The sequence below is a fragment of the Rheinheimera sp. genome, from assembly GCF_030824435.1.
Taxonomy (GTDB): domain Bacteria; phylum Pseudomonadota; class Gammaproteobacteria; order Enterobacterales; family Alteromonadaceae; genus Pararheinheimera.
Genome location: NZ_JAVBXS010000016.1, coordinates 45,653 through 67,209, shown reverse-complemented (window position 1 = coordinate 67,209; position 21,557 = coordinate 45,653). Strand labels below are relative to the sequence as shown.

The 21,557-nt window shown below is 46.5% G+C and carries 20 protein-coding genes; 14 read left to right on the top strand and 6 right to left on the bottom strand.

Annotated features, from left to right (window positions below):
- Positions 1–24: 24 nt before the first annotated feature.
- Positions 25–408 (bottom strand): hypothetical protein, encoded by a 384-nt coding sequence (locus RCH83_RS02625; RefSeq protein WP_306518751.1) that lies wholly within the window; start codon positions 406–408, stop codon positions 25–27.
- Between the two features lie 267 nt (positions 409–675).
- Here RCH83_RS02625 and RCH83_RS02620 point away from each other — a divergent pair, with 267 nt between their 5' ends.
- From RCH83_RS02620 to RCH83_RS02565, 12 genes are all read left to right on the top strand, one after another.
- The gene (locus RCH83_RS02620) at positions 676–1,044 is read left to right on the top strand and encodes a hypothetical protein (protein WP_306518749.1); all 369 of its coding nucleotides are present in this window, start codon (positions 676–678) and stop codon (positions 1,042–1,044) included.
- Between the two features lies 1 nt (position 1,045).
- A complete protein-coding gene (locus RCH83_RS02615) occupies positions 1,046–1,864 on the top strand; it encodes a DUF692 domain-containing protein (protein ID WP_306518747.1) in 819 nt (272 codons plus the stop codon).
- On the top strand, positions 1,861–2,616 hold the full coding sequence (locus RCH83_RS02610; protein ID WP_306518745.1) for a DUF2063 domain-containing protein: 756 nt from the start codon (positions 1,861–1,863) through the stop codon (positions 2,614–2,616). The genes RCH83_RS02615 and RCH83_RS02610 overlap by 4 nt, the downstream gene beginning before the upstream one ends.
- A 267-nt stretch (positions 2,617–2,883) precedes the next feature.
- Entirely contained in the window at positions 2,884–3,435 is a 552-nt protein-coding gene (gene apt, locus RCH83_RS02605; RefSeq protein WP_306518743.1) for an adenine phosphoribosyltransferase, read from the top strand.
- Positions 3,436–3,494: 59 nt separating this feature from the next.
- Positions 3,495–6,095 (top strand): DNA polymerase III subunit gamma/tau, encoded by a 2,601-nt coding sequence (dnaX, locus tag RCH83_RS02600; RefSeq protein WP_306518741.1) that lies wholly within the window; start codon positions 3,495–3,497, stop codon positions 6,093–6,095.
- A 253-nt stretch (positions 6,096–6,348) separates the two neighbouring features.
- Complete coding sequence (locus RCH83_RS02595) at positions 6,349–6,675, top strand: YbaB/EbfC family nucleoid-associated protein (RefSeq protein ID WP_306518739.1); 327 nt, start codon at positions 6,349–6,351, stop codon at positions 6,673–6,675.
- Between the two features lie 32 nt (positions 6,676–6,707).
- A complete protein-coding gene (gene recR / locus RCH83_RS02590; protein ID WP_306518737.1) occupies positions 6,708–7,310 on the top strand; it encodes a recombination mediator RecR in 603 nt (200 codons plus the stop codon).
- A gap of 257 nt (positions 7,311–7,567) precedes the next feature.
- Positions 7,568–9,493: a molecular chaperone HtpG gene (gene htpG / locus RCH83_RS02585; RefSeq protein WP_306518735.1), complete on the top strand. Its 1,926-nt coding sequence runs from the start codon at positions 7,568–7,570 to the stop codon at positions 9,491–9,493.
- 477 nt (positions 9,494–9,970) lie between these two features.
- Positions 9,971–10,615 (top strand): adenylate kinase, encoded by a 645-nt coding sequence (gene adk, locus RCH83_RS02580; RefSeq protein ID WP_306518733.1) that lies wholly within the window; start codon positions 9,971–9,973, stop codon positions 10,613–10,615.
- Positions 10,616–10,759: 144 nt separating this feature from the next.
- Positions 10,760–11,764: a ferrochelatase gene (gene hemH / locus RCH83_RS02575; protein ID WP_306518731.1), complete on the top strand. Its 1,005-nt coding sequence runs from the start codon at positions 10,760–10,762 to the stop codon at positions 11,762–11,764.
- A gap of 1 nt (position 11,765) precedes the next feature.
- The gene (locus RCH83_RS02570) at positions 11,766–12,143 is read left to right on the top strand and encodes an MAPEG family protein (protein WP_306518729.1); all 378 of its coding nucleotides are present in this window, start codon (positions 11,766–11,768) and stop codon (positions 12,141–12,143) included.
- 2 nt (positions 12,144–12,145) lie between these two features.
- Positions 12,146–12,994, top strand: a complete 849-nt coding sequence (locus tag RCH83_RS02565; RefSeq protein ID WP_306518727.1) for an alpha/beta fold hydrolase — start codon at positions 12,146–12,148, stop codon at positions 12,992–12,994.
- 6 nt (positions 12,995–13,000) lie between these two features.
- On the opposite strand, the gene RCH83_RS02560 is transcribed toward RCH83_RS02565, so the two are convergent.
- Together RCH83_RS02560 and tpx are read right to left on the bottom strand one after the other, a co-directional pair.
- Positions 13,001–13,498: an Hsp20 family protein gene (locus RCH83_RS02560; RefSeq protein WP_306518725.1), complete on the bottom strand. Its 498-nt coding sequence runs from the start codon at positions 13,496–13,498 to the stop codon at positions 13,001–13,003.
- A gap of 190 nt (positions 13,499–13,688) precedes the next feature.
- Positions 13,689–14,297, bottom strand: coding sequence for a thiol peroxidase (gene tpx, locus RCH83_RS02555; protein ID WP_306518723.1), 609 nt, complete (start codon positions 14,295–14,297; stop codon positions 13,689–13,691).
- A gap of 142 nt (positions 14,298–14,439) precedes the next feature.
- On the opposite strand from tpx, the gene RCH83_RS02550 reads away from it, so the two are divergent.
- Both RCH83_RS02550 and RCH83_RS02545 read left to right on the top strand, forming a co-directional pair.
- The gene (locus tag RCH83_RS02550) at positions 14,440–15,471 is read left to right on the top strand and encodes a response regulator (protein ID WP_306518721.1); all 1,032 of its coding nucleotides are present in this window, start codon (positions 14,440–14,442) and stop codon (positions 15,469–15,471) included.
- A gap of 2 nt (positions 15,472–15,473) precedes the next feature.
- Entirely contained in the window at positions 15,474–16,451 is a 978-nt protein-coding gene (locus tag RCH83_RS02545) for a diguanylate cyclase (RefSeq protein WP_306518719.1), read from the top strand.
- 103 nt (positions 16,452–16,554) lie between these two features.
- Here RCH83_RS02545 and RCH83_RS02540 read toward each other — a convergent pair whose 3' ends face one another.
- Genes RCH83_RS02540 through RCH83_RS02530 form a run of 3 tightly spaced genes read right to left on the bottom strand, consistent with a single transcriptional unit; the run spans position 16,555 to position 21,354 of the window.
- Entirely contained in the window at positions 16,555–18,072 is a 1,518-nt protein-coding gene (locus tag RCH83_RS02540; RefSeq protein WP_306518717.1) for a SpoVR family protein, read from the bottom strand.
- 54 nt (positions 18,073–18,126) lie between these two features.
- Positions 18,127–19,407: a YeaH/YhbH family protein gene (locus RCH83_RS02535; RefSeq protein WP_306518715.1), complete on the bottom strand. Its 1,281-nt coding sequence runs from the start codon at positions 19,405–19,407 to the stop codon at positions 18,127–18,129.
- Positions 19,408–19,431: 24 nt separating this feature from the next.
- A complete protein-coding gene (locus RCH83_RS02530; protein WP_306518713.1) occupies positions 19,432–21,354 on the bottom strand; it encodes a PrkA family serine protein kinase in 1,923 nt (640 codons plus the stop codon).
- Between the last annotated feature and the right edge of the window lie 203 nt (positions 21,355–21,557).

Here is a 21,557-nt window from a genome sequence, read left to right as displayed (position 1 = left end):
AATTACCATTAAATCTGCTTGCTGTCAGTTCAGCCTGTTGCGGTGATGTTCTTTGTCCTGATAACTCTGTTCACAATGAGCGCAACGCTGGCGCGCCGGGTCCTGCACTAACAAATGGCGCTCAATTCTGCTATCGCAGTCGCAACACAACCCATAAAGTCCCATATCCATTTGGCTCAATGCTGCCTGAATGGCTTCAAGCCGCCTGGTTTTTGCTTCCAGCTCAGGTGTCAGCCATTGACTTAGTAGTTCCGGCCAGTGACTGAGCGGATGACTTTCCAGTTTCAGCAATAAGTCGCTGTATTGTGCCTGTGGCCCATGTTGCAGATATTGGTATATAGCTGCTCTTTGTTGCTGAACTTCTTCCAGTAGCTGGGCTCTGAGCCTGGGTGTCAAAGACTGTGGCATAACAAACCTCTGTCAGGTGCATGTATCATCGTTGCATTCTGAGCTTTGGCGTTACACTATGCTCTGATACAGATCAAAACTTACTGAAAAAGCACAATAATAACGGCAAGGATCTGGTGTCAGGCCTGCCAGATGGCAGATAAAATATTTCTTGTTATGCAGTGAAATTTTTACGAAGACTGCCGGGTCTTTATCATTGCAGTGGCTGACCTTGCAGGTTGACACTTCCACCCTTTGTTTAACCAACAGGCAATAAGGAATTTCATCATGAGCACTTTTAATAAAAAAGTTGTTTCTGCAGTAGGCGTTTTAGTATTGGGTTCTATCACAACAGCGGTCAGTGCCACTACTTTTCAGGCCACTGAACTGGCAGCAGGTTATCAGTTAAGTGCAGCTGAAGCAGCCTGTGGTGCCGACAAGGCCAAAACAGACGATAAAAGCAAAGAAGCCAAATGTGGCGCTGACAAAGCTGCCACAGCGGATAAAGCGAAAGAAGGCAAATGTGGTGAAGGCAAATGTGGTGGCGATAAAATGGCCGACAAAGCCACAGACAAAGCAGCCACCACAGATAAAGCCAAAGAAGGTAAATGTGGTGAAGGTAAGTGTGGTGAAGGTAAATGTGGTGGTATGAACTGAGATGAACACAGTTTCCGGTGTTGGTTTAGGGCTTAGGCGGGAAATGCTGGGCTCTGTCACAACAGCAAAAGCAGAGGTGATTGATTTTTTTGAAGTTGCACCGGAAAACTGGTTACCTTTCGGCGGGGCGCTCGCGAAGCAGTTTCGCGCCCTGACCGAACGTTATAGTTTTGCCTGCCATGGCCTGAGTTTGTCGCTTGGTAGTCCGGATCCGCTGGATCTGGATTTTATCAAAGCTGTGAAAGCCTTTTTGCAACAACATCAAATTAAACTTTATAGCGAACATTTAAGTTATTGTTCGGCAGGCGGTCACCTGTACGATTTAATGCCTATTCCTTTTACTCTGGCAGCTGCCCGTTATACCGCAGAGCGTATCAGGCAAGTGCAGGATATTTTAGGCCGGCAACTGGTGGTGGAAAACGTGTCTTATTATGCGGCGCCAGGCCAGGAAATGTCGGAGCTGGAATTTACCCTCGAAGTGCTGCAGCAAGCCGATTGCGCCTTGTTGCTTGATGTGAACAATGTGTATGTCAACAGCATCAATCACGGGTATAACGCCGGTGATTTTATTGCCGCTTTGCCGTCGAAACGTATTGTGTATGGTCATATTGCCGGTCATTACCAGCAGGATGAATCTTTATTGATAGACACCCACGGCGCCGCTGTGTGCAAAGCTGTCTGGCAGTTGCTGGCGCATGCATACCAGTGTCATGGTGTATTTCCGACTTTGCTGGAACGTGATTTTCATCTGCCGCCGATGCAGGTGCTGGAGGCCGAGCTTTGGCAAATTAAAGCTTGTCAGCAAAGGGTGATGGCATGACAAAACCCACACAGGAATTTCAGCAGCTGCAACACCAGTTTGCTGCCGCCATCCGGGATCCGGCGCAAACTGCGCCTGCCGGAGTGAACGCAGCAAGAATGGCGGTGTATCAGGAGTTGTTTTTTAATAATGTACAGAATTTTGTTAACAGTGCTTTTCCGGTATTGCAGTCGTTATATCCGGCAGCGCAGTGGCAACAAAAACTACGGCGGTTTTTTGCCAACAGTCAGTTGGAAAGCCCTTATTTTCTCGACATCGCAGCCGGTTTTTTTCAATGGTTCAGCACAGAAGCTTTAACTGCAACAGATCCGGCTTTTGCCATAGAACTGGCCCATTATGAATGGCTGGAGCTTTACCTTGCCACCAGCACAACAGCAGAAAGCACACCCTGTTGTGCAGAAATAACAGCAGATACACCACTGCAATTTTCTGCATTAGCGCTGCTGCTTTGTTATCAATATCCGGTGATGCAGATCAGCAGCGAATTTCAGCCAACCAAGGCAGAAGGTCCTTATTATTTACTGATGTACCGTAATCTTGAGGATGAAGTGAAATTTGTCAGCCTGAATCAACTCAGTGCCAGTGCCATGCAAATACTGGCAAATTCAGCAGGTTTAACACTGCGCTCTGTGGTGTCCGGCTTGCAACAATTAATGCCGGATGCAGTTGCTACAGAGCTTATGGCCGGAGTCGCTGAATTATTCAGCGGATTTGCGCGAAAAGGCGTGATCCGAGCTTTCCAAGCGGACTAAAATTCATTACCATATCGGCCTTTCTTTTAGCCCTTTTGCAGTGGGAAAACACAATGGCAGACGAGAATTTTAAAGAGTCTTTTGGTGTGGCTCAATTTTTAGGTTTTATCGCAGTGTTTGTGGGCCTGTTGTGTCTGGTGCCAATTTTACGCTGGCTGCAAATTCTCGGTTAAGTGAACCCTGAGTCAGCAAAACCGCCGTTAGGCGGTTTTTTTGTCAGTACAACTTTTGACCTTATGACAATTGAATAATGAGAGTGATGGTTTGATGAATAAGCCTACAGAATTTACCCGGATGCTGGAAAAAGTCATTAAAGCAGTGCCGGATTATCCAAAACCAGGCATTTTGTTCCGTGATGTCACCAGCCTGATGCAAGATCCTCAGGCTTTTGCTGCAGTCATCGATAATTTTAAACAACATTATGCCAATCAGGGTTTTACCAAAATTATTGGTACCGAATCCCGCGGTTTTATTTTTGGTGCGCCGCTGGCTTATGCGCTGGGTGTTGCTTTTGTGCCGGTACGCAAACCGGGTAAATTGCCCCGTGAACGTATTGCTCAGAGTTATCAGTTGGAGTACGGTGAAGACACGCTGGAAATTCATACCGACGCTATAGTTCCCGGTGATAAAGTATTGTTAGTTGACGATTTATTGGCAACTGGTGGTACTATTGATGCCACAACACAGTTGGTGCGCCGTTTAGGTGGTGAAGTGGCGGATGCGGCTTTTGTCGTGAATTTGCCCGACCTTGGCGGTGACAAACGTCTGGCGGCATTACATTTAAAGGTTTACGCCCTGATTGATTTTGCCGGTCATTAAGCGGTTTTGACGTGGCGCTTTATGCGCCTTAATGTCATTCAGGCAATAAAGGAAGGCAGATGAGTTATCAGGTGTTAGCGCGTAAATGGCGGCCGCAGAATTTTGCCCAGCTGGTGGGGCAGGATCATGTCAAAGCTGCCTTAATTAACGCGCTAAACCAAAACCGCCTGCATCATGCTTATCTTTTTACCGGTACCCGCGGTGTTGGTAAAACCACCATAGCCCGCATTTTTGCTAAAAGTTTAAACTGCGAAAAAGGTGTCACTGCCACGCCTTGTGGTGTCTGTAGTGCATGTACTGAAATCGACAAAGGTTATTTTGTTGATTTACTGGAAATTGACGCAGCGTCCCGCACCAAAGTAGAAGACACCCGTGATTTACTCGACAATGTGCAATACGCGCCAAGCCGCGGTCGTTATAAGGTTTATCTGATAGATGAAGTGCATATGCTGTCGAAACACAGTTTTAATGCACTGCTGAAAACGCTGGAAGAACCGCCACCACATGTGAAGTTTTTACTGGCGACCACAGATCCACAAAAATTGCCTATTACGGTGTTATCGCGTTGTTTGCAATTTAGTTTAAAAGCCTTAAGCCAAAGCCAGATCAAACAACATTTGGCCTATATCCTGGGGCAAGAACATATTCAGGCTGAAGATGAAGCTTTGGCTTTGCTGGCACGTGCTGCCAAAGGCAGTTTGCGCGATTCGCTGAGTTTAACCGATCAGGCGATAGCCCAAACCAATGGTCAGATTGCACTTGGGCCGGTGCGGGAAATGCTGGGTTTGCTGGAGCAATCCTGGGCAGAACTGCTGTTGCAGGACGTGCTGAACCGCGACCTGGCTATGATGCAACAACATCTGATGCAACTGATAGCGCAGCATAGCCAATATCAGTCGGTATTGGACGATATGCTGGCGCTGTTACATCTGGCGGCTTTGTGCCAGTTCCAGCTGAATGCTGCCGAACTGGCTCTGACCGAATCTGCTTTTGTCAGGGCAGTTGCCAAAACCCATTCAGCTGAAAGCATTCAGCTGTATTACCAGCTGTTACTCAGTGGCAAAAAAGATTTAGCTTATGCGCCGGATCAACGTATTGGCCTTGAGATGGCGTTATTACGCGCTATTGCTTTTGTGCCAGCGACTGGTCATGAATTACCGCAGGAACAACAGCAAAGTGGCAGAGCCGCAGCGCTCAGTGCCGCAGGTATTCCGGCCATGACAACAACAGTGGCTGTCGAATTAAAACCACAACATGCTGTTGTTGCTGCGCCAGCGGCAACACCTTTAACGGCGGATTCTGCCGGCCATGTCACAGCGCAGGCGGTCGAAGATGGCTCTATACATGGTGCAGTTGCACAACTTTCAGCTGCAACAGCTCAGACTTTGGCACCTGCATCAGAACATCATGCCACTGCGGTGATTGATGCCGCTGCACACAATGTTGTGGTCAATACAGCAACGTCACAGGCTGCCACAACAAGCACAATAACGACAAATACAAGCAGCAACAGCCCGGCGGTGGACCCTGTTACAGCAAGTATTCTGGCGCGCCGTGGTATGTCTTCAGCGCTGCCGCCCACTGGCGCCGCGACAATTACCGCAGCCGACTCTGGAGCTGATGGTGGAAAAAAGTCTGAGCGCCAGCTGGCGCCAGCACAAGCTGTTCAAAACCACAGAACAGCAGCGCCGTTAGCTCAGCAGCAACATAGTCATGCAGCAGCGACAGCCAGCGAAGGGCAAAGTGTCACAGAGGTAAAAGGTACAATAACTGCGCCGTCCGTGCAGAGCCAGCCCGCACTTTCACAAGAGCCGCAACAGGTTATAGAAACACCGCTATTGATGGCAAGCCTTAGCACAGCGTCTGCAGAGTGCCAAAATGTGCCGCTGGATGAATGGCATACCCAAGCTGCGTTAGAAGAAGAAGGTGCTGATGAAGAAGCTCAGATCAGGTCACATTCTGCTTTGGCTCCGGTGGTTCATCAGGATGATTCAGACGACGAACCTGATCCAGTCGCAGACAGTGCTGGTGGTGACTGGGCCTGGCAACAATATCAGGCGGCAGAAGAGCCAGCATCGACAGAACCAACGTCAGACGCAGCGACAGGTGGCACTGCTGCTCCTATCCGTCATGCTTTGTTAGATAGCTTGCAAGTAATTGAAGAAAATACTGATTTTTCTGCTGAGGCCATTGAACAACCTGAATTATCGGCCGAAGCCCTTGGGCAGGTGATGGAGTTTGATGGTGTGATTGGCGCCCATAATTTTGCCGTGCGTTTTGCCAGTCAGGTCGATAGCTGGGCGGCCCGTATCGATCAGCTTGCTATCGGTGGTTTGATGCGGTTATTCCTGCTGCACGCCAGCCCGCAGCTACAGGATCACCAGCTGTTGCTGAAAGTCAGCAGCAGTCAGCGCCATCTGGATAACGACAAAAACCGCCAGACGCTGGCGCAGGTGTTGTCGGCGTCTTTTGGTGTGGAACTTAGCTTAACTGTTGAATTTGTTGATGTGGTACCAGATTGCCCGCTGGCTATTCAGCAGCGGATTGATGAAGCGCGCAGGCGCTACGTCAGCGCAGTATTGTCACAAGATCCATTGGTGCAGGCGATGCAGCAGCAGTTTGGCGCTGAATTATTGCCTGACACGCTGACAGTTGGTTAAGCGCTGTGGCCGGGACTGTAGCTTGAGGTTGCAGCTGCATAGTGCGCTCTGTTTGGCTAAGCCGGCAGATTGCCGTAAAACACAACGCTTAACCCAGCCTCTCTTGTATTTTCAGTGCATTCTGATTATCGTGTCGCCACTATGACAACGGCTGGGCACTGGTTGCCCCGCAGTCCACTGCACTGCCTTAGCGGTAGCTGCAAACAGACAAAACAGCAGCAAGCAGGCTGAACCAACAAAAGAGAGCACAATTATGTTTAAAGGTGGCATGGGTAACATCATGAAACAGGCGCAGGCTATGCAGGAAAAAATGCAGCGTGCACAAGACGAAATCGCCAAGCTGGAAGTCACGGGTGAAGCCGGCGCCGGTATGGTCAAAGTCACTATGCTTGGCAATCACAATGTACGTCGTGTCAGCATTGACGACAGCCTGATGCAGGATGACAAAGACATGCTGGAAGACTTAATTGCGGCAGCTATTAACGACGCTGTGCGCCGTGTCGAAGAAACCAGCAAAGAAAAAATGGCTGGCGTTGCCGGCGGTATGCAATTACCACCAGGCTTTAAGATGCCGTTTTAATTCAGTTTATTGTTTCAGAAGGACGTTCCGGTATGGCAAAACATACACCCTTGGTGCAGCAACTTATTGATGCGCTGCGGGTTTTACCTTCTGTTGGGCCTAAATCGGCCCAGCGGATGGCTTATCAGCTGCTGGAACGTAACCGCGAAGGTGGGGTGATGCTGGCCAAAGTGCTGGGTCAGGCCATGGAAAAAGTAGGGCATTGCACACAGTGCCGTACTTTTTCTGAAAGCGACATTTGTGATTTGTGCCGTCACCCGGTGCGCGGCCAAAGTCCGCTACTTTGTGTGGTTGCCAGCGCCGCCGATTTATATGCCATTGAACAGACAGGCCTTTTTTCCGGCCGTTATTTTGTGTTGCGTGGCCAGTTGTCACCGCTTGATGGTATAGGTCCGATGGAGCTTGGCCTGGATTTATTGGCACAACAGCTTGCAGCAGGTTCGGTGCAGGAAGTCATTCTGGCGACTAACCCGACTATTGAAGGCGATGCCACTGCTTTTTACATTGCGGACCTTTGTAAAAAACATCAAATTCAGGTGTCGCGCCTGGCGCAGGGTATGCCGGTTGGTGGTGAGTTAGAGTATGTTGACGGCAGCACTTTGTCTTACGCTTTTAGTGGCCGTAAACCTTTCTGAAAACACGTTTAAGCAGTTGTTGAATCTTTAATTTTATAATATTAAGCCATAGCTTCTGGCCATGGCTTTATCCCTGCTAAAAACAGGGTTTCCCCTTGAAACTTTTTTATCGCTCCCCCATATAGCAGTCAGCCCAAAACCTTTAGCTGTTGAATGACAACAATCAGCAACAGCGGTTTTATATCTTTGCTTTTTAATTCTGATGATCCGGATTTTGTCGTGCACTTTGGCACAACAATGTTAAACAGGAGCGGTACATGACTGAAACAACACAAAAACAAACGCATGGCTTTCAGGCTGAAGTAAAACAACTGCTGCAGTTAATGATCCATTCGTTGTATTCAAATAAAGAAATTTTCCTGCGTGAACTGGTGTCCAACGCCTCTGATGCCGCCGATAAATTACGCTTTTTAGCTTTATCTGACAGCAGCTTATATAACAATGACGGCGAACTGCGGGTTCGTATCAGCCTGGATGAAAGCGCCAAAACCATCACCATCAGCGACAACGGCATTGGTATGACGCGGGATGAAGTGATCAGTCACTTAGGCACTATTGCCAAATCTGGCACTAAAGAATTTTTCTCGCAGTTATCCGGCGAAGCCAGCAAAGATTCCCAGCTGATTGGTCAGTTTGGTGTTGGTTTTTATTCGGCTTTTATTGTCGCCGACAAAGTCACAGTCCGTACCCGCAAAGCAGGTGCAGCAGCAGACAGCGCGGTGGAATGGGAATCGGCAGGTGAAGGCGAATACAGTATCAGCCCTATTGTCAAAGACAGCCGTGGTACCGACATTATTCTGCATTTACGCGAAGGCGAAACCGAATTTTTAACCAGCTGGAAAGTGGAAAGTATTGTTACTAAATACTCCGACCATATTTCTATTCCGGTGCAAATGTGGGAAGAGGGCACGCCAGAGCGTGATGGCGAAGACGGCGAAAAAATTCCGGCAACCGAAGGCTATTGGAAAGCAGTGAACAAAGCCACTGCCCTTTGGATGCGCGACAAATCTGAAGTGTCAGACAACGAATATCAGGAATTTTATAAACATATTTCGCACGACTGGACAGAGCCGCTGAGCTGGAGCCACAACAAAGTGGAAGGCAACAGCAACTACACCAGTTTGTTATATGTGCCGAAAAAAGCGCCTTTTGATTTATGGAACCGTGAAGCCCGTCATGGCCTGAAACTCTATGTGCAGCGTGTGTTTATCATGGACGACGCTGAACAGTTTATGCCAAGTTACCTGCGTTTTATCAAAGGTGTACTGGATTCAAGCGACCTGCCATTGAACGTATCGCGTGAAATTTTACAAGACACCAAAGTGACGCAAAGCCTGCGTAAAGGCTGCACTTCGCGTGTGCTGAAAATGCTGGAAAAAATGGCCAAAGCCGAAGATCAAAGCGAATACCAGAGCTTCTGGAATGAGTTTGGTCAGGTGATCAAAGAAGGCCCGGCGGAAGACGCTGCCAATAAAGAAACCATTGCCAAACTGCTGCGTTTTGCGTCAACCCATGAAGACAGCAGTGAACAAAAAGTCGGGCTCGAAGCTTATATCAGCCGGATGAAAGAAGGTCAGGACGAGATTTATTTCCTGGTGGCCGATAGTTATGAAGCGGCTAAACACAGTCCGCACCTGGAAGTGTTGCGTAAAAAAGGCATTGAAGTGCTGTTATTGTCAGAGCGTATTGACGAATGGCTGATGCAGCATCTGACTGAATTTGATGGTAAAAAACTGCGTTCTGTTGCCAAAGGTGGTCTGGATTTATCCAAATTGGATGATGAAGAAACCAAAAAAGCCCAGGCTGAAGCTGAACAGCAGTTTGCCTCGGTAGCTGTTCGGTTTAAAGCCGCTTTGGCGGAGCAGGTGAAAGATGTCAAAGTCAGCCACCGTTTAACTGACAGCCCGGCTTGTGTGGTGACAGACGAGTTTGATATGAGCACTCAGATGATCAAACTGATGGAGTCTGTTGGCCAGAAAGTGCCTGAAGTGAAACCTATTTTTGAACTGAACCCTGAACATCAGCTGGTGAAACATATTGCCGATGAACAAGACGAAAGCCGCTTTAAACAGTGGGCCGAAGTGTTGCTTGATCAAGCCTTATTGGCAGAACGTGGCAGCCTGAAAAACCCGGCTGGTTTTGTCAGCCGCTTAAACAGTTTGTTGTTAAGCCTGGCAAAATAACGCCTGTTGTTGTTCGAGCAAAAAGGATGAGTCATAGCACTCATCCTTTTTTTTAACTAAACAGGGTATTTTTACAAATATTTGTAATGTCTTGTCAGATTTTTGAATAAGATTTACTGTAATCGTTTGATTTTACTTGTTTTATCTGAATGTTTTTCAATTTTTGGTCTGGTTGCAAATTAAACATCGCTACAATCTGGTTTAAATCAGTTATTTTGCTTCTGCTTATGAAGGCACAGAAAGTCTGTACTTTGGTCGAATAAGATGATCTGGATCAGCACTTAAATAATGAAAAACAGTTAGTTTCCAGCATAATCAATGCTAAACCCTTTATTCATAAGGTTAAGACTAAAGTTGGCTTGACTTATCTGATGAGCAGCTTCAGGGCGACAAATTTCTTGTCTGATGACGGACATTGTGTAAAGATCCGAAGCTTAGGACTATTGGATCAAACCGCAGCTATTCGAGGTTTTTTGTATGCGTATTATTTTGTTGGGTGCCCCAGGTGCCGGTAAGGGAACTCAGGCACAGTTTCTGATGAATAAGTTTGGCATTCCACAAATTTCGACCGGTGATATGCTGCGTGCTGCGATTAAAGAAGGCACAGCTTTGGGTCTGGCGGCAAAACAAGTGATGGACGCCGGTCAGCTGGTGTCTGATGATCTGATCATCGGCCTGGTCAAAGAGCGTATTGCCAAAGCAGATTGCGCCAATGGTTTCCTGCTGGACGGTTTCCCACGCACTATTCCACAAGCCGATGCCATGAAAGACAATGGTGTTGTGGTTGACCATGTGATTGAATTTGACGTGCCGGACGACGTGATTGTTGAACGTATGAGCGGCCGCCGTGTGCATCCTGCTTCTGGCCGTGTGTACCACATCAGCTATAACCCGCCAAAAGTGGCAGGTAAAGACGACCTGACTGGCGAAGAGCTGGTGATCCGTGAAGATGATAAAGAAGCAACAGTCCGTAAGCGTCTGGCTATTTATCATGAGCAAACTGAACCGCTGGTTGGTTATTACCGTAAACAAGCCGACGAGGGTCTGACCAAATACCACCATCTGGATGGTACAGCGCAGGTAGAAGCTGTCAGCAACCAGTTAGCCGCATTGCTGGGTTAATTCAGCTTTGCACGGCAAAACCCACCTTCAGGTGGGTTTTTTTATCGCTGAAAACAGCGTCATCCAGTTTGTTTTTTGCCAACGCTTGCACTTCACATAGTGCTAAACTTCGCAACAATTTGATTTCTAGGGAATTGCCATTTTATGACGTCGACACAACTGAGTTTGCCGTTGCAGCAATACGCAGTGGTACTGGTGAATCTGGGCACGCCGGATGAACCTACAGTGCCTGCTATTCAGCGTTATTTAAAACAGTTTTTGTCGGACAAAAGAGTGGTCGATTATCCTGCCGTGCTGTGGCAGTTTATTTTGCGGGGTATTATTTTGCCTTTTCGCGGCAGGCGGGTGGCCAAACTGTACCAATCCATCTGGTGGCAGGACGGTTCTCCGCTTCGGGTGATCACTGAGCGTCAGACTGCTGCCCTTGCTTCCCGTTTGATGATGGCGGGTATGCCGGTCAAAGTGTGTTATGCCATGACGTACGGCAACCCGTCCATCAGCTCTGTGCTGGATGAACTGCGCGCGCAAGGGGTGGAACGTTTTGTGATATTGCCGCTGTATCCACAATATTCTGCCACCACCACTGCTGCGATTTCAGATCAGTTGGCGCTGTATTTGATGAAACAACGCGAGATCCCAGAAATCCGTTTAATAAAACATTATCACCATGAACTGAGCTACCGTCAGGCTTTAGCAGGTTCAGTGCGGGCCCACTGGCAGCAACATGGCCAGGCCGATGCGTTATTGTTGTCCTTTCACGGTATTCCGGAGCGTTTTGTGCGTTTAGGTGACCCTTATGAGCGTCATTGCCGCGAAACTGCCAGCAATCTGGCGGCCGATTTAGGTTTAGCAACAGATCAGGTGCTGGTCAGTTTTCAATCCAGAGTTGGCAAAGAAAAATGGTTGCAACCTTATACCGACCAGCTGCTGGAGCAGTTGCCGGGTAAAGGTATTAAAAAACTCCAGGTGTTATGCCCGGCATTTTCGGCCGATTGTCTGGAAACTTTGGAAGAAATAGCGGTAGAAAACTGCGAGGTTTTTCTGCATGCTGGTGGTGAAGATTATCAATACATCAAGGCGTTAAACGATTCGCCTTGCCATATTCAGCTGTTTAAGCAGCTGGTATTACAACAATTACAGGGTTGGTAACATGACACTTATTATTACGCCTTATTATGCCGCTGCCTTGGCGGTTTTTTATGTATTGCTGGCGGTGCTGGTGATCCGGCAACGTTTTAAAAACCGGGTGGGTTTAGGTGATGGGCAAAAACCAGGCCTGGTGACTGCTATCAGGGTGCACGGCAACTTTGCTGAATATGTACCTTTGTTGCTGGTGCTGCTGTTATTGCTGGAAATTCAGCAGGCGCCTTTGTGGCAGCTCCATTTAATTGGTGGCCTGACATTGGTTGGTCGTATTTTGCATGCCATTGGCCTGAACAAAACCCAGGGCACTTCAGCACCCAGGTTTATTGGCATGGTATCCACCTTTGTTGCTTTATTGGCATCTGCTGTATTTTTAGTGGCTTGATGATGAGAACAGATAAGTCCGCTTTGGCAAAAGAGCCTGAACAGCGGCTCAAAGTCACGGGGCAGGGCGAAGCTATATTGCTGCTGCACAGTTCACTCAGTAGCCATAAACAATGGCTGCCGCTGGCGGCTTTATTGTCTGAGCGTTACAGCTTGTGGTTAGCTGATTTACAGGGGTATGGTCGCAACAGCGCGGTTGTTTTTTCACAAAACCCCGTCTGGTCATTGGCCGATGAAGCCGAAGCGCTGCTTGCTACTTTGACACCAGAGCAAAAAAATACCCCGCTTATTATCATTGCGCATTCTTTTGGTGCTGCCTTGGCGTTACATCTGGCGCGCACTGGCAAATTAAAGGTCAAAGCGCTGCTGTTATTTGAACCTGTTGCTTTTCATTTACTTGCAGCAGAGTCTGATGTGCAGGCTGTGGCTTTAACCGCAGAAGTGCGGGATTTGTCTGAACAAATGCCGGCTTTGAATGCCACAGAGGCTGCGCAGTTATTTGTTGATTATTGGCAGCAGGCGGATTATTTCCGGCACTTGCCAGCACGAATGCAACAACAAATGGCGGCGCAGGTATGGAAAGTACCACAGGATTTTTCTGCTTTGATAAACGAACCCGCCACAACCACAGATTACGCCGCGCTAAAAATGCCGGTGTTGTTGTTGTGTGGCAGCGAAAGTCGTCAATCGGCATTAAGGGTGTCAGAACTTTTAGCCAACAGCTGGCCTCGTGCCCAAATAACAAGGCTGCCAACAGGACATATGGGTCCGGTGACAGCCGTAGATTTAGTCAATCAGCATATTGTGGCGTTTTTAGCCGGGCTGCCGCACCAGGCTGAACCCGGCTTTTAACTGCGGTCAGCTATTGCTTGCGACGGTAAGCACAGCTGGTTCAGAGTTGGCGGCTTGTTGTTGGTTCAGCAAGCTGGTGGGTTGCGCCTGACCAATCGCTATTTTGCGGGGCTTCAGTGCTTCCGGAATTTCCCGCACCAGTTCAATATGCAACAAACCATTGTGCACATTGGCGCCTGTCACGCGGATATAATCCGACAGCTGGAATTTACGTTCAAAGTTGCGCTCGGCAATGCCCTGATGCACAAAACGGCGACCTTCAGTTTTGTCGGCTTTTTGCCCTTTCACCAGCAGGGTATTGTGTTCAGTTTCCAGCGATAATTCATGTTGTTCAAAACCTGCCACCGCCATGGTAATACGATATTGGTCTTCACCTGTGACTTCAATATTGTAGGGTGGGTAGGCCGGTTGTTTTTCATTACGGGCGGCAGCATCCATCAATGATGCCAGGTGATCAAAACCGATAAAAGAACGGTAAAAAGGAGAAAAATCTAAAGTAGTCATGTCCAATTCCTCTTTTGAAGCAAATTAGTTAAGTAACTGTTTACATGGAAGTTTTCGCATGAAACCTGCCGGAGCGGACCCTTATCAGGCGTCCTGCTAAATAAAATAAGGTCGTTAAATTTGCTTTCAAGAGGGGGAAGATTAAAAATTTTTGCAGCAGGCAAAAACTGACTTCTGCCTGCGTTTTTTGTCAAATTTTGCTGAGTTCTTTCAGTTTGTTCATTGCCGCAGTGTAATCCGGCTCTTGTGACAATAAAGGCACAAGCTGTTGATAAACCAGGGTGCCTTTGTTGTCGATGATTAAAATGGCCCGGGTCAGAATGCCCATGTCTTTAATTCTTAGGCCATAGTTGCTGCCAAAATCCCCCCAGACTGCATCAGATAATACCTGCAGTTTATCGACCTGTTCTTTTTGACAAAAACGTTTTTGTGCAAAAGGTAAATCAGTAGAAATTGTCAGGATCACCACATCTTTTGGCAAAGTTGCCACTTGCTGATTAAACTTTTTAGTCTGAATAGAACAAACACCAGTGTCGATGCTGGGGACTACACTGAGCAACACAGTTTTACCGGCAAAATCACTGAGTTTCACCGCTTTAAAGCTTTGATCAGCGACTTTAAATTCTGGCGCCTGTTGCTGTAACTGCGCCGGAGTGCCTTGTAATTCCAGCGGACGTTCGCCTGCCTTTACTTCAGATAAACGAACCGGCAACTTGGCGGTTAAATCTGCTGCTGTTGCAGTATTGATCACTGCTGCCAGTAGCAGGCTGTAATTGAATAAACAACTCAGTTTTATCATTTATTGTTCCTGTTGTTGCTGAAAATAATTTAAATACAATCGCTTATATCAATGATTCTGGACCAGAAAGCCGTTGTTTTAATTCGCACATTCAAAGGTTCAGCGCTACACTGGTTTTAACAATACGTGAATCAGGTGTCTAATGGTAGCAGCGGTATTGATCTGTGATGATTCCAATCTGGCGCGCAAACAAATGGCCCGGAGTCTGCCTGCCCAGTGGCAGGATAAAATTTATTTTGCCGGTCATGGTCAGGAAGCGTTGGAGGTGCTGAAGCGTCAACCCATAGATTTATTATTTCTTGATTTAAATATGCCTATCCTTGATGGTTATGAAGTGCTGCAAGCGATTCGTGAACAGAAAATCCCGGTAAAAGTGGTGGTGGTGTCGGGGGATATTCAGCCTGAAGCCCGGGAAAGGGTTATGGCCTTTGGTGCTCTGGATTTTATCCGTAAACCTGTTGCAGCAGATAAATTAACTGAAGTATTGGTGCAGTTTGAAACCCAACACTCAGTGGCCGATAGCAAAAAGGTGCAGGATAGAGCCATCCAGCTCAATCAGACCTCAAATACCTTTGTACTTGATCCTGTGTTGCGTGACGTATTTCAGGAACTGACAAATGTGGCCATGGGGCAGGCTGGCGATCTGCTGGCGCGTCTGTTAAAAGTGTTTGTCAAATTACCCATTCCTAATGTCAATGTGATTGAAGTCAGCGAGCTGCATATGGCCATTGCATCCGTTGAGCAAAAAGAAACCACATCTGCTGTGTGTCAGGGTTTTATTGGCGGCGGTGTGTCCGGAGAAGCACTGTTGATCCTCAATGATTCGAGTTTTGTTGATATTGCCAAATTGATGAATTACGAAGGCAAACTCAATACCAAAGCAGAACTTGAATTGTTAATGGATATTGGCAACATTCTGATTGGCGCAGTGTTAAAAGGGCTGGCGGAGCAAATTGATATGTCGTTTAGTCAGGGGCACCCCGTGGTGCTGGGGCAACATGCACCTGTCAGCGAGATGATTAAAGCCAATGCCAAACGCTGGAAAAGAACACTTGCCATTGAGATCAGCTATGGCATTGAAAACTACAATATTAATTGTGATCTGCTGCTGCTTTTCACGGAAGACAGCATTAAAACGCTGAATTATAAAGTCGAATTTTTGTTAGAAGAGTAGTTATGTCACAAATAAACTCTGATGTTGCTGAAGTTCACTGGTTATTAGATATGTTCCAGACCGTTGATGTCGGTCTGGTGGTTTTGACTGTCGACTATAAAATTCAGGTCTGGAATGGTTTTATGGAAAACCATAGCGGTTTGACACCGCGTCAGGTCAGGGATCGTTATCTCTTTGATTTATTCTCTGAAATTGATGAAGGTTGGTTAAAACGCAAGTGTGATCCGGTGATCCTGCTCAAAAACCGTGCTTTTACCATTTGGGAGCAAAGGCCTTATATTTTTAAGTTCCGCAATTACCGTCCTATTACCGGGGCTGCGGATTATATGTATCAAAACAGCACTATTTTCCCTATTACCGACGTGCGTGGTGTTGTTACTCACCTTTGTATGATTATTTACGACGTGACTGACGTCGCTATCAGCAGACTTGAACTGGAGTCGATGAATGGTCAGCTCAAACAGTTGTCAAAAACTGACTTTTTAACAGAGTTGAACAACAGAGGGCACTGGGAAGATGCTTTGATGCACGAGTTTAAACGTTTGAAACGCAGTGGTCATCGCAGCAGTTTATTAATGTGTGACATTGATCACTTTAAAAGAGTTAATGATACCTTTGGTCATGCGGCAGGAGATGCCGTGATTAAAGCCGTGGCTCAGGCCGTGAAAAAGAATCTGCGTGAAACCGATGTCGCTGGTCGTTATGGTGGCGAGGAGTTTTCGGTGTTGTTGGTAGACACCACTGAAGATCAGGCCATGTTTTTTGCCGAACGACTCAGAAAAACGGTAGAGAATCTGGCGATTGAATACAATCAGCAGCTGCTGAAAGTGACAGTCAGTGTTGGTATTGCTGAATACAGTGCGCCTATGCTGGAGCACCGGCAATGGCTGGAGGCCGCCGACAAAGCGCTGTATACCTCAAAAGCTAATGGACGTAATCAGGTGACTCTTTGTAGTGGTCAACTCGCCACATTGCCGTAACAGGTAGCAATGATAAATGGATAAAAAAACACCGCTTCAGCGGTGTTTTTTTATCAGGTCAAAGATGCAGTGACAGCGCTGAACAACAGCACTGAATCTGCCCTCAGACAGGCACCATCATCAGTTGGGTAATTGAATTGTCTTCATTCAGTTGTTCCAGCCGCACAGTGAAACCCCAAAGCCGGTGCAGATGTTTTAACACAGGCTGATAACTATCAGCTAAAGGCACCCTGTTATTTGGAATAAAACGTAATGTCAAAGAACGGTCGCCGCTGACATCAACATTCCACACCTGAATATTGGGTTCTATATTGCTCAGGTTGTATTGGGCCGATAACATCTGGCGGATTTTCTGATAACCCTCGTTGTTGTGAATAGCAGCAACTTCCAGCGAGTTTTCTTTGTCATCGTCAACAATGGCAAACAGGTGAAAATCACGGATTATTTTTGGTGATAAATATTGGCTGATAAAACTTTCATCCTTAAAGTTTTGCATTGCAAAATGTAAAGTTTGTACCCAGTCAGAACCTGCAATATCCGGAAACCATTGTTTGTCTTCTGCGGTTGGCTGTTCGCAGATCCGTCTGATATCTGTGAACATGGCAAAACCCAGCGCATACGGATTAATACCCGAATAATATTTTGAATTATAGGAGGGCTGAAACACCACATTGGTGTGGTTGTGCAGTACTTCCAGCATAAATTTGTCGGTGACCAGGCCTTCACCATACAAATGTTGCAATATGGTGTAGTGCCAGAAAGTCGCCCAACCTTCATTCATCACCTGAGTTTGTTTTTGTGGGTAAAAATACTGCGATATTTTACGGACTATGCGCACTATTTCCCGTTGCCATGGTTTCAGTAATGGTGCATTTTTTTCGATAAAATACAGAATGTTTTCCTGTGGCTCGGCGGGGAAATGGCGCTCCTGCATTACAGCCTGTTGTTCTTTATTTGGAATGGTTTTCCACAGTTGATTCACCTGAGATTGCAAATAACTTTCACGATCTTTTTGCCGGCGTTGTTCTTCATCCATCGAAATTTTTTGCGGCCTTTTGTAACGGTCGACACCATAATTCATCAGGGCATGACAAGAATCGAGAATATCTTCAACTTCACTCAAACCATATTTTTCTTCACAATTGCTGATATATTTTTTGGCAAATACCAGGTAGTCGATAATAGAAGAAGCGTCTGTCCAGGTTTTGAATAAATAATTGTTTTTAAAAAAAGAGTTGTGGCCATAACAAGCGTGTGCCATGACCAGCGCCTGCATAGTGATGGTATTTTCTTCCATCAGATAAGCGATGCAGGGGTTGGAGTTGATGACAATTTCGTAAGCCAGCCCCATATGACCACGTTTATAGTTTTGTTCGGTTTGAATAAATTTTTTGCCGTAGGACCAGTGGTTATAACCAATTGGCATCCCGACGCTGGAATATGCATCCATCATTTGTTCGGCAGTGATAATTTCAATTTGGTTTGGGTAATAATCAAGCTGATAAAATTTGGCAACACGCTCAATTTCGGCCTGGTATTGGGTTAACAATTCAAAAGTCCAGTCCGGGCCATCTGACAACGGCTGCATAGCAGCTGTTGTTGTTTTTCGTTTGGCAGTCATAGCGCACTCCTTAGCAGCCAGCGGCCGCCTGCATTCTCAAAAGCTTGCACCATCTCAGGCCGATTGCCTGTTGACACTTTTGCGAAACAATTCGCGAAATACCGGGTAAATATCGCTGACCTGACGGATCGGCTGAATGGCAAAATTATCAAAACTATGCATAAGCCTTTCGTATTCCTGCCACAGGCTTTGATGGGGTCTCTGTGTAATTTCGATATAAGCATAATACCGTACCCAGGGCAGCAGCTCTTCGGCCAACAAAGTCGCACATTGCGGGCTATCGTCGGCCCAGTTGTCGCCATCAGAAGCCTGAGCCGCATAAATATTCCATTGGGTTGGGTCGTATCGTTCTTTGACAATCTCCGCCATCAGCTTTAACGCACTGGACACTATGGTGCCGCCTGTCTCCTGCGAATAAAAAAACTCCTGCTCATCAACTTCTTTTGCCTGAGTGTGGTGACGGATATAGACCACATCAACATTCTTGTAGCTGCGGCTTAAGAACATATACAGCAAGATGTAAAACCGCTTCGCCATATCTTTGGTGGCCTGATCCATAGAACCCGATACATCCATCAGGCAAAACATCACAGCTCTGCTGGTTGGCTCCGGCCTTTTGGCAAAATTGCGAAAACGCAAATCGAAGCTGTCGATAAAAGGGACGGCAGCAATGCGCTTTTTCAGTTCTTCAACTTCGGCTCTGAGCAGCTGCAGTTGACGTTGATCCGGCACTGGATCCTGTTCAATTTTGGCAATTTGCAGTTCCAACTCTTTTAATTCTTTTTTCTTGCCAGCGCTCATGGCAATACGTCTGGCAAGTGAACCCTGCAACGAACGTACAATATCAATATTGCTTGGCACGCCTTCTGAACGGTAACCGGCACGCACGCTTTTATATTGAACGAGCTTATCTAATTGATTTTTCTTTAGGTTTGGTAGTTCCAGGTCTTCAAACAGCAGATCCAGATATTCGTCTTTGGAAATAGAAAACACAAATTCGTCTTCACCTTCTCCATCCTGGCTGGCTTCGCCCTGGCCTGAGCCGCCCCCCTGGCCACCCAAGGGTCTTTTGATGCGATCTCCCGGGCTGAACTGATCATTGCCCGGATGGATCATTTCCCTGTGGCCGCCTTTGCCCTGATGAAAAAAAGGTTCCGTAATATCGCGACCCGGAATAGACACAGACTCGCCACTGTCGATGTCAGTGACGCTGCGTTTACTGATAGCATCAGAAACTGCTTGTTTAATTTGTTGTTTATAGCGGCGGATGAACCGTTGCCGGTTCACCGCACTCTTGTTTTTGCCGTTCAGGCGTCGATCGATAAAATGCGCCATAAAACCTCCGGCTAAACCCTTGCATCATTGAGACTTGCGAACGCGCAGATACCATTCTGACAGCAGTCGCACCTGTTTGCGGGTGTAGCCTTTTTCCATCATTCGATCGACAAAATCATCATGTTTTTTCTGATCATCAGTCGAGGTTTTGGCATTAAACGAAATAACAGGCAGTAGTTCTTCGGTGCTGGAGAACATTTTTTTCTCAATCACTGTGCGCAGTTTTTCATAGCTGGTCCAGGTTGGATTTTTGCCGTTATTTTTCGCTTTAGCCCTCAGCACAAAATTAACAATTTCATTGCGGAAATCTTTTGGATTGCTGATGCCTGCTGGTTTTTCAATTTTTTCCAACTCAGCATTAAGTGCAGAGCGGTCAAACAACTGACCTGTTTCCGGATCGCGGTATTCCTGATCCTGGATCCAAAAATCAGCATAAATCACATATCTGTCGAAAATATTCTGTCCATATTCTGAATAAGATTCCAGGTAAGCGGTCTGAATTTCTTTACCAATAAATTCAACATATTTGGGGATCAGATAACCTTTCAGATGCTCAAGGTAGCGTTCTGCAACATCCGCAGGGAATTGCTCCCGTTCAATCTGTTGCTCCAGCACATAAAATAAATGCACCGGGTTTGCAGCCACTTCAGTACTGTCAAAGTTAAATACTCTGGATAAAATTTTAAAAGCAAAGCGGGTAGAAAGCCCGGTCATACCTTCATCAACACCAGCATAATCACGGTATTCCTGATAAGACTTTGCCTTCGGATCAGTGTCTTTTAAACTTTCACCGTCATAGACACGCATTTTTGAATAAAGACTTGAGTTCTCAGGCATTTTTAACCGCGATAACACTGCAAACTGTGCCAGAGATGTCAGGGTGCCTGGTGCACAAGGCGCTACTTTGAGCTCACTATGTTCCAGTAATTTTTCGTAAATTTTGACTTCTTCCGATACTCTCAGGCAATAAGGCACTTTAACGATATAAACCCGGTCTAAAAAAGCCTCGTTGTTTTTGTTATTGCGAAAGGTTTGCCATTCAGATTCGTTGCTGTGCGCCAGAATAATGCCTTCAAAGGGAAGGGCAGCTAAACCTTCAGTACCGTTGTAATTGCCTTCCTGAGTAGCGGTGAGCAGCGGATGCAGCACTTTAATCGGTGCTTTAAACATCTCAACAAATTCCATAATACCCTGATTGGCGCGGCATAAAGCACCGGAATAGCTATAAGCATCAGGGTCATTCTGGGCAAAATGTTCCAGCTGGCGGATATCTACTTTACCCACTAAAGACGCAATATCCTGATTATTTTCATCACCGGGCTCGGTTTTGGCGATAGCGATTTGATCCAGAATGGACGGATATTTTTTCACCACGCGGAACTGACTGATATCGCCGTTAAACTCATGCAACCTTTTACTGGCCCATGGCGACATAATGGTTTTTAAATAACGTTTTGGAATGCCGTATTCCTGTTCCAGAATATTGCCATCTTCCAGGCCATCAAACAGGCAAAGCGGATGATCATAAACCGGTGAACCTTGCAGGTAATACACCGGAACCTGTTGCATCAGAGATTTTAGTTTTTCTGCCAATGAAGATTTACCACCTCCAACAGGCCCCAGCAGATATAAAATTTGTTTGCGCTCTTCCAGTCCCTGAGCCGAATGTTTCAGATATGAAACTATTTGCTCTATCGCATCTTCCATACCATAAAACTCGGAGAAAGCCGGATAACGGGCAATCACCCTGTTGGAAAAAAGCCGGCTTAATTTGGGATCCTGAGCAGTATCAATAAACTCAGGCTGACCTATGGCCATTAATAAGCGCTCAGCGGCGCTGGCATAACAGCTTTTATCGTTTTTGCACAAAGTCAGGAATTCAGAAATGCTGTATTCCTCTTCTTTTGCCGCTTCGTAACGAGACTTATAGTGCTCAAAAATGCCCATATGCACCTCCGCAACCTTGTCAAAGAAACTTGAGACTGAACTGATGCTGTTATTCAAGGTTAGACATTAAAACTGCGCTTTGCTTGGCTAATTCACAGAATTTTATGCAATTTTCGACAAAGCGTTTTGCAAGTTCAGCCCGATTGGCAACAAGCGTAGTTGAAGTGGGAAGGTGTTGAGCAGAATAAAAAAACCCGGCAAAA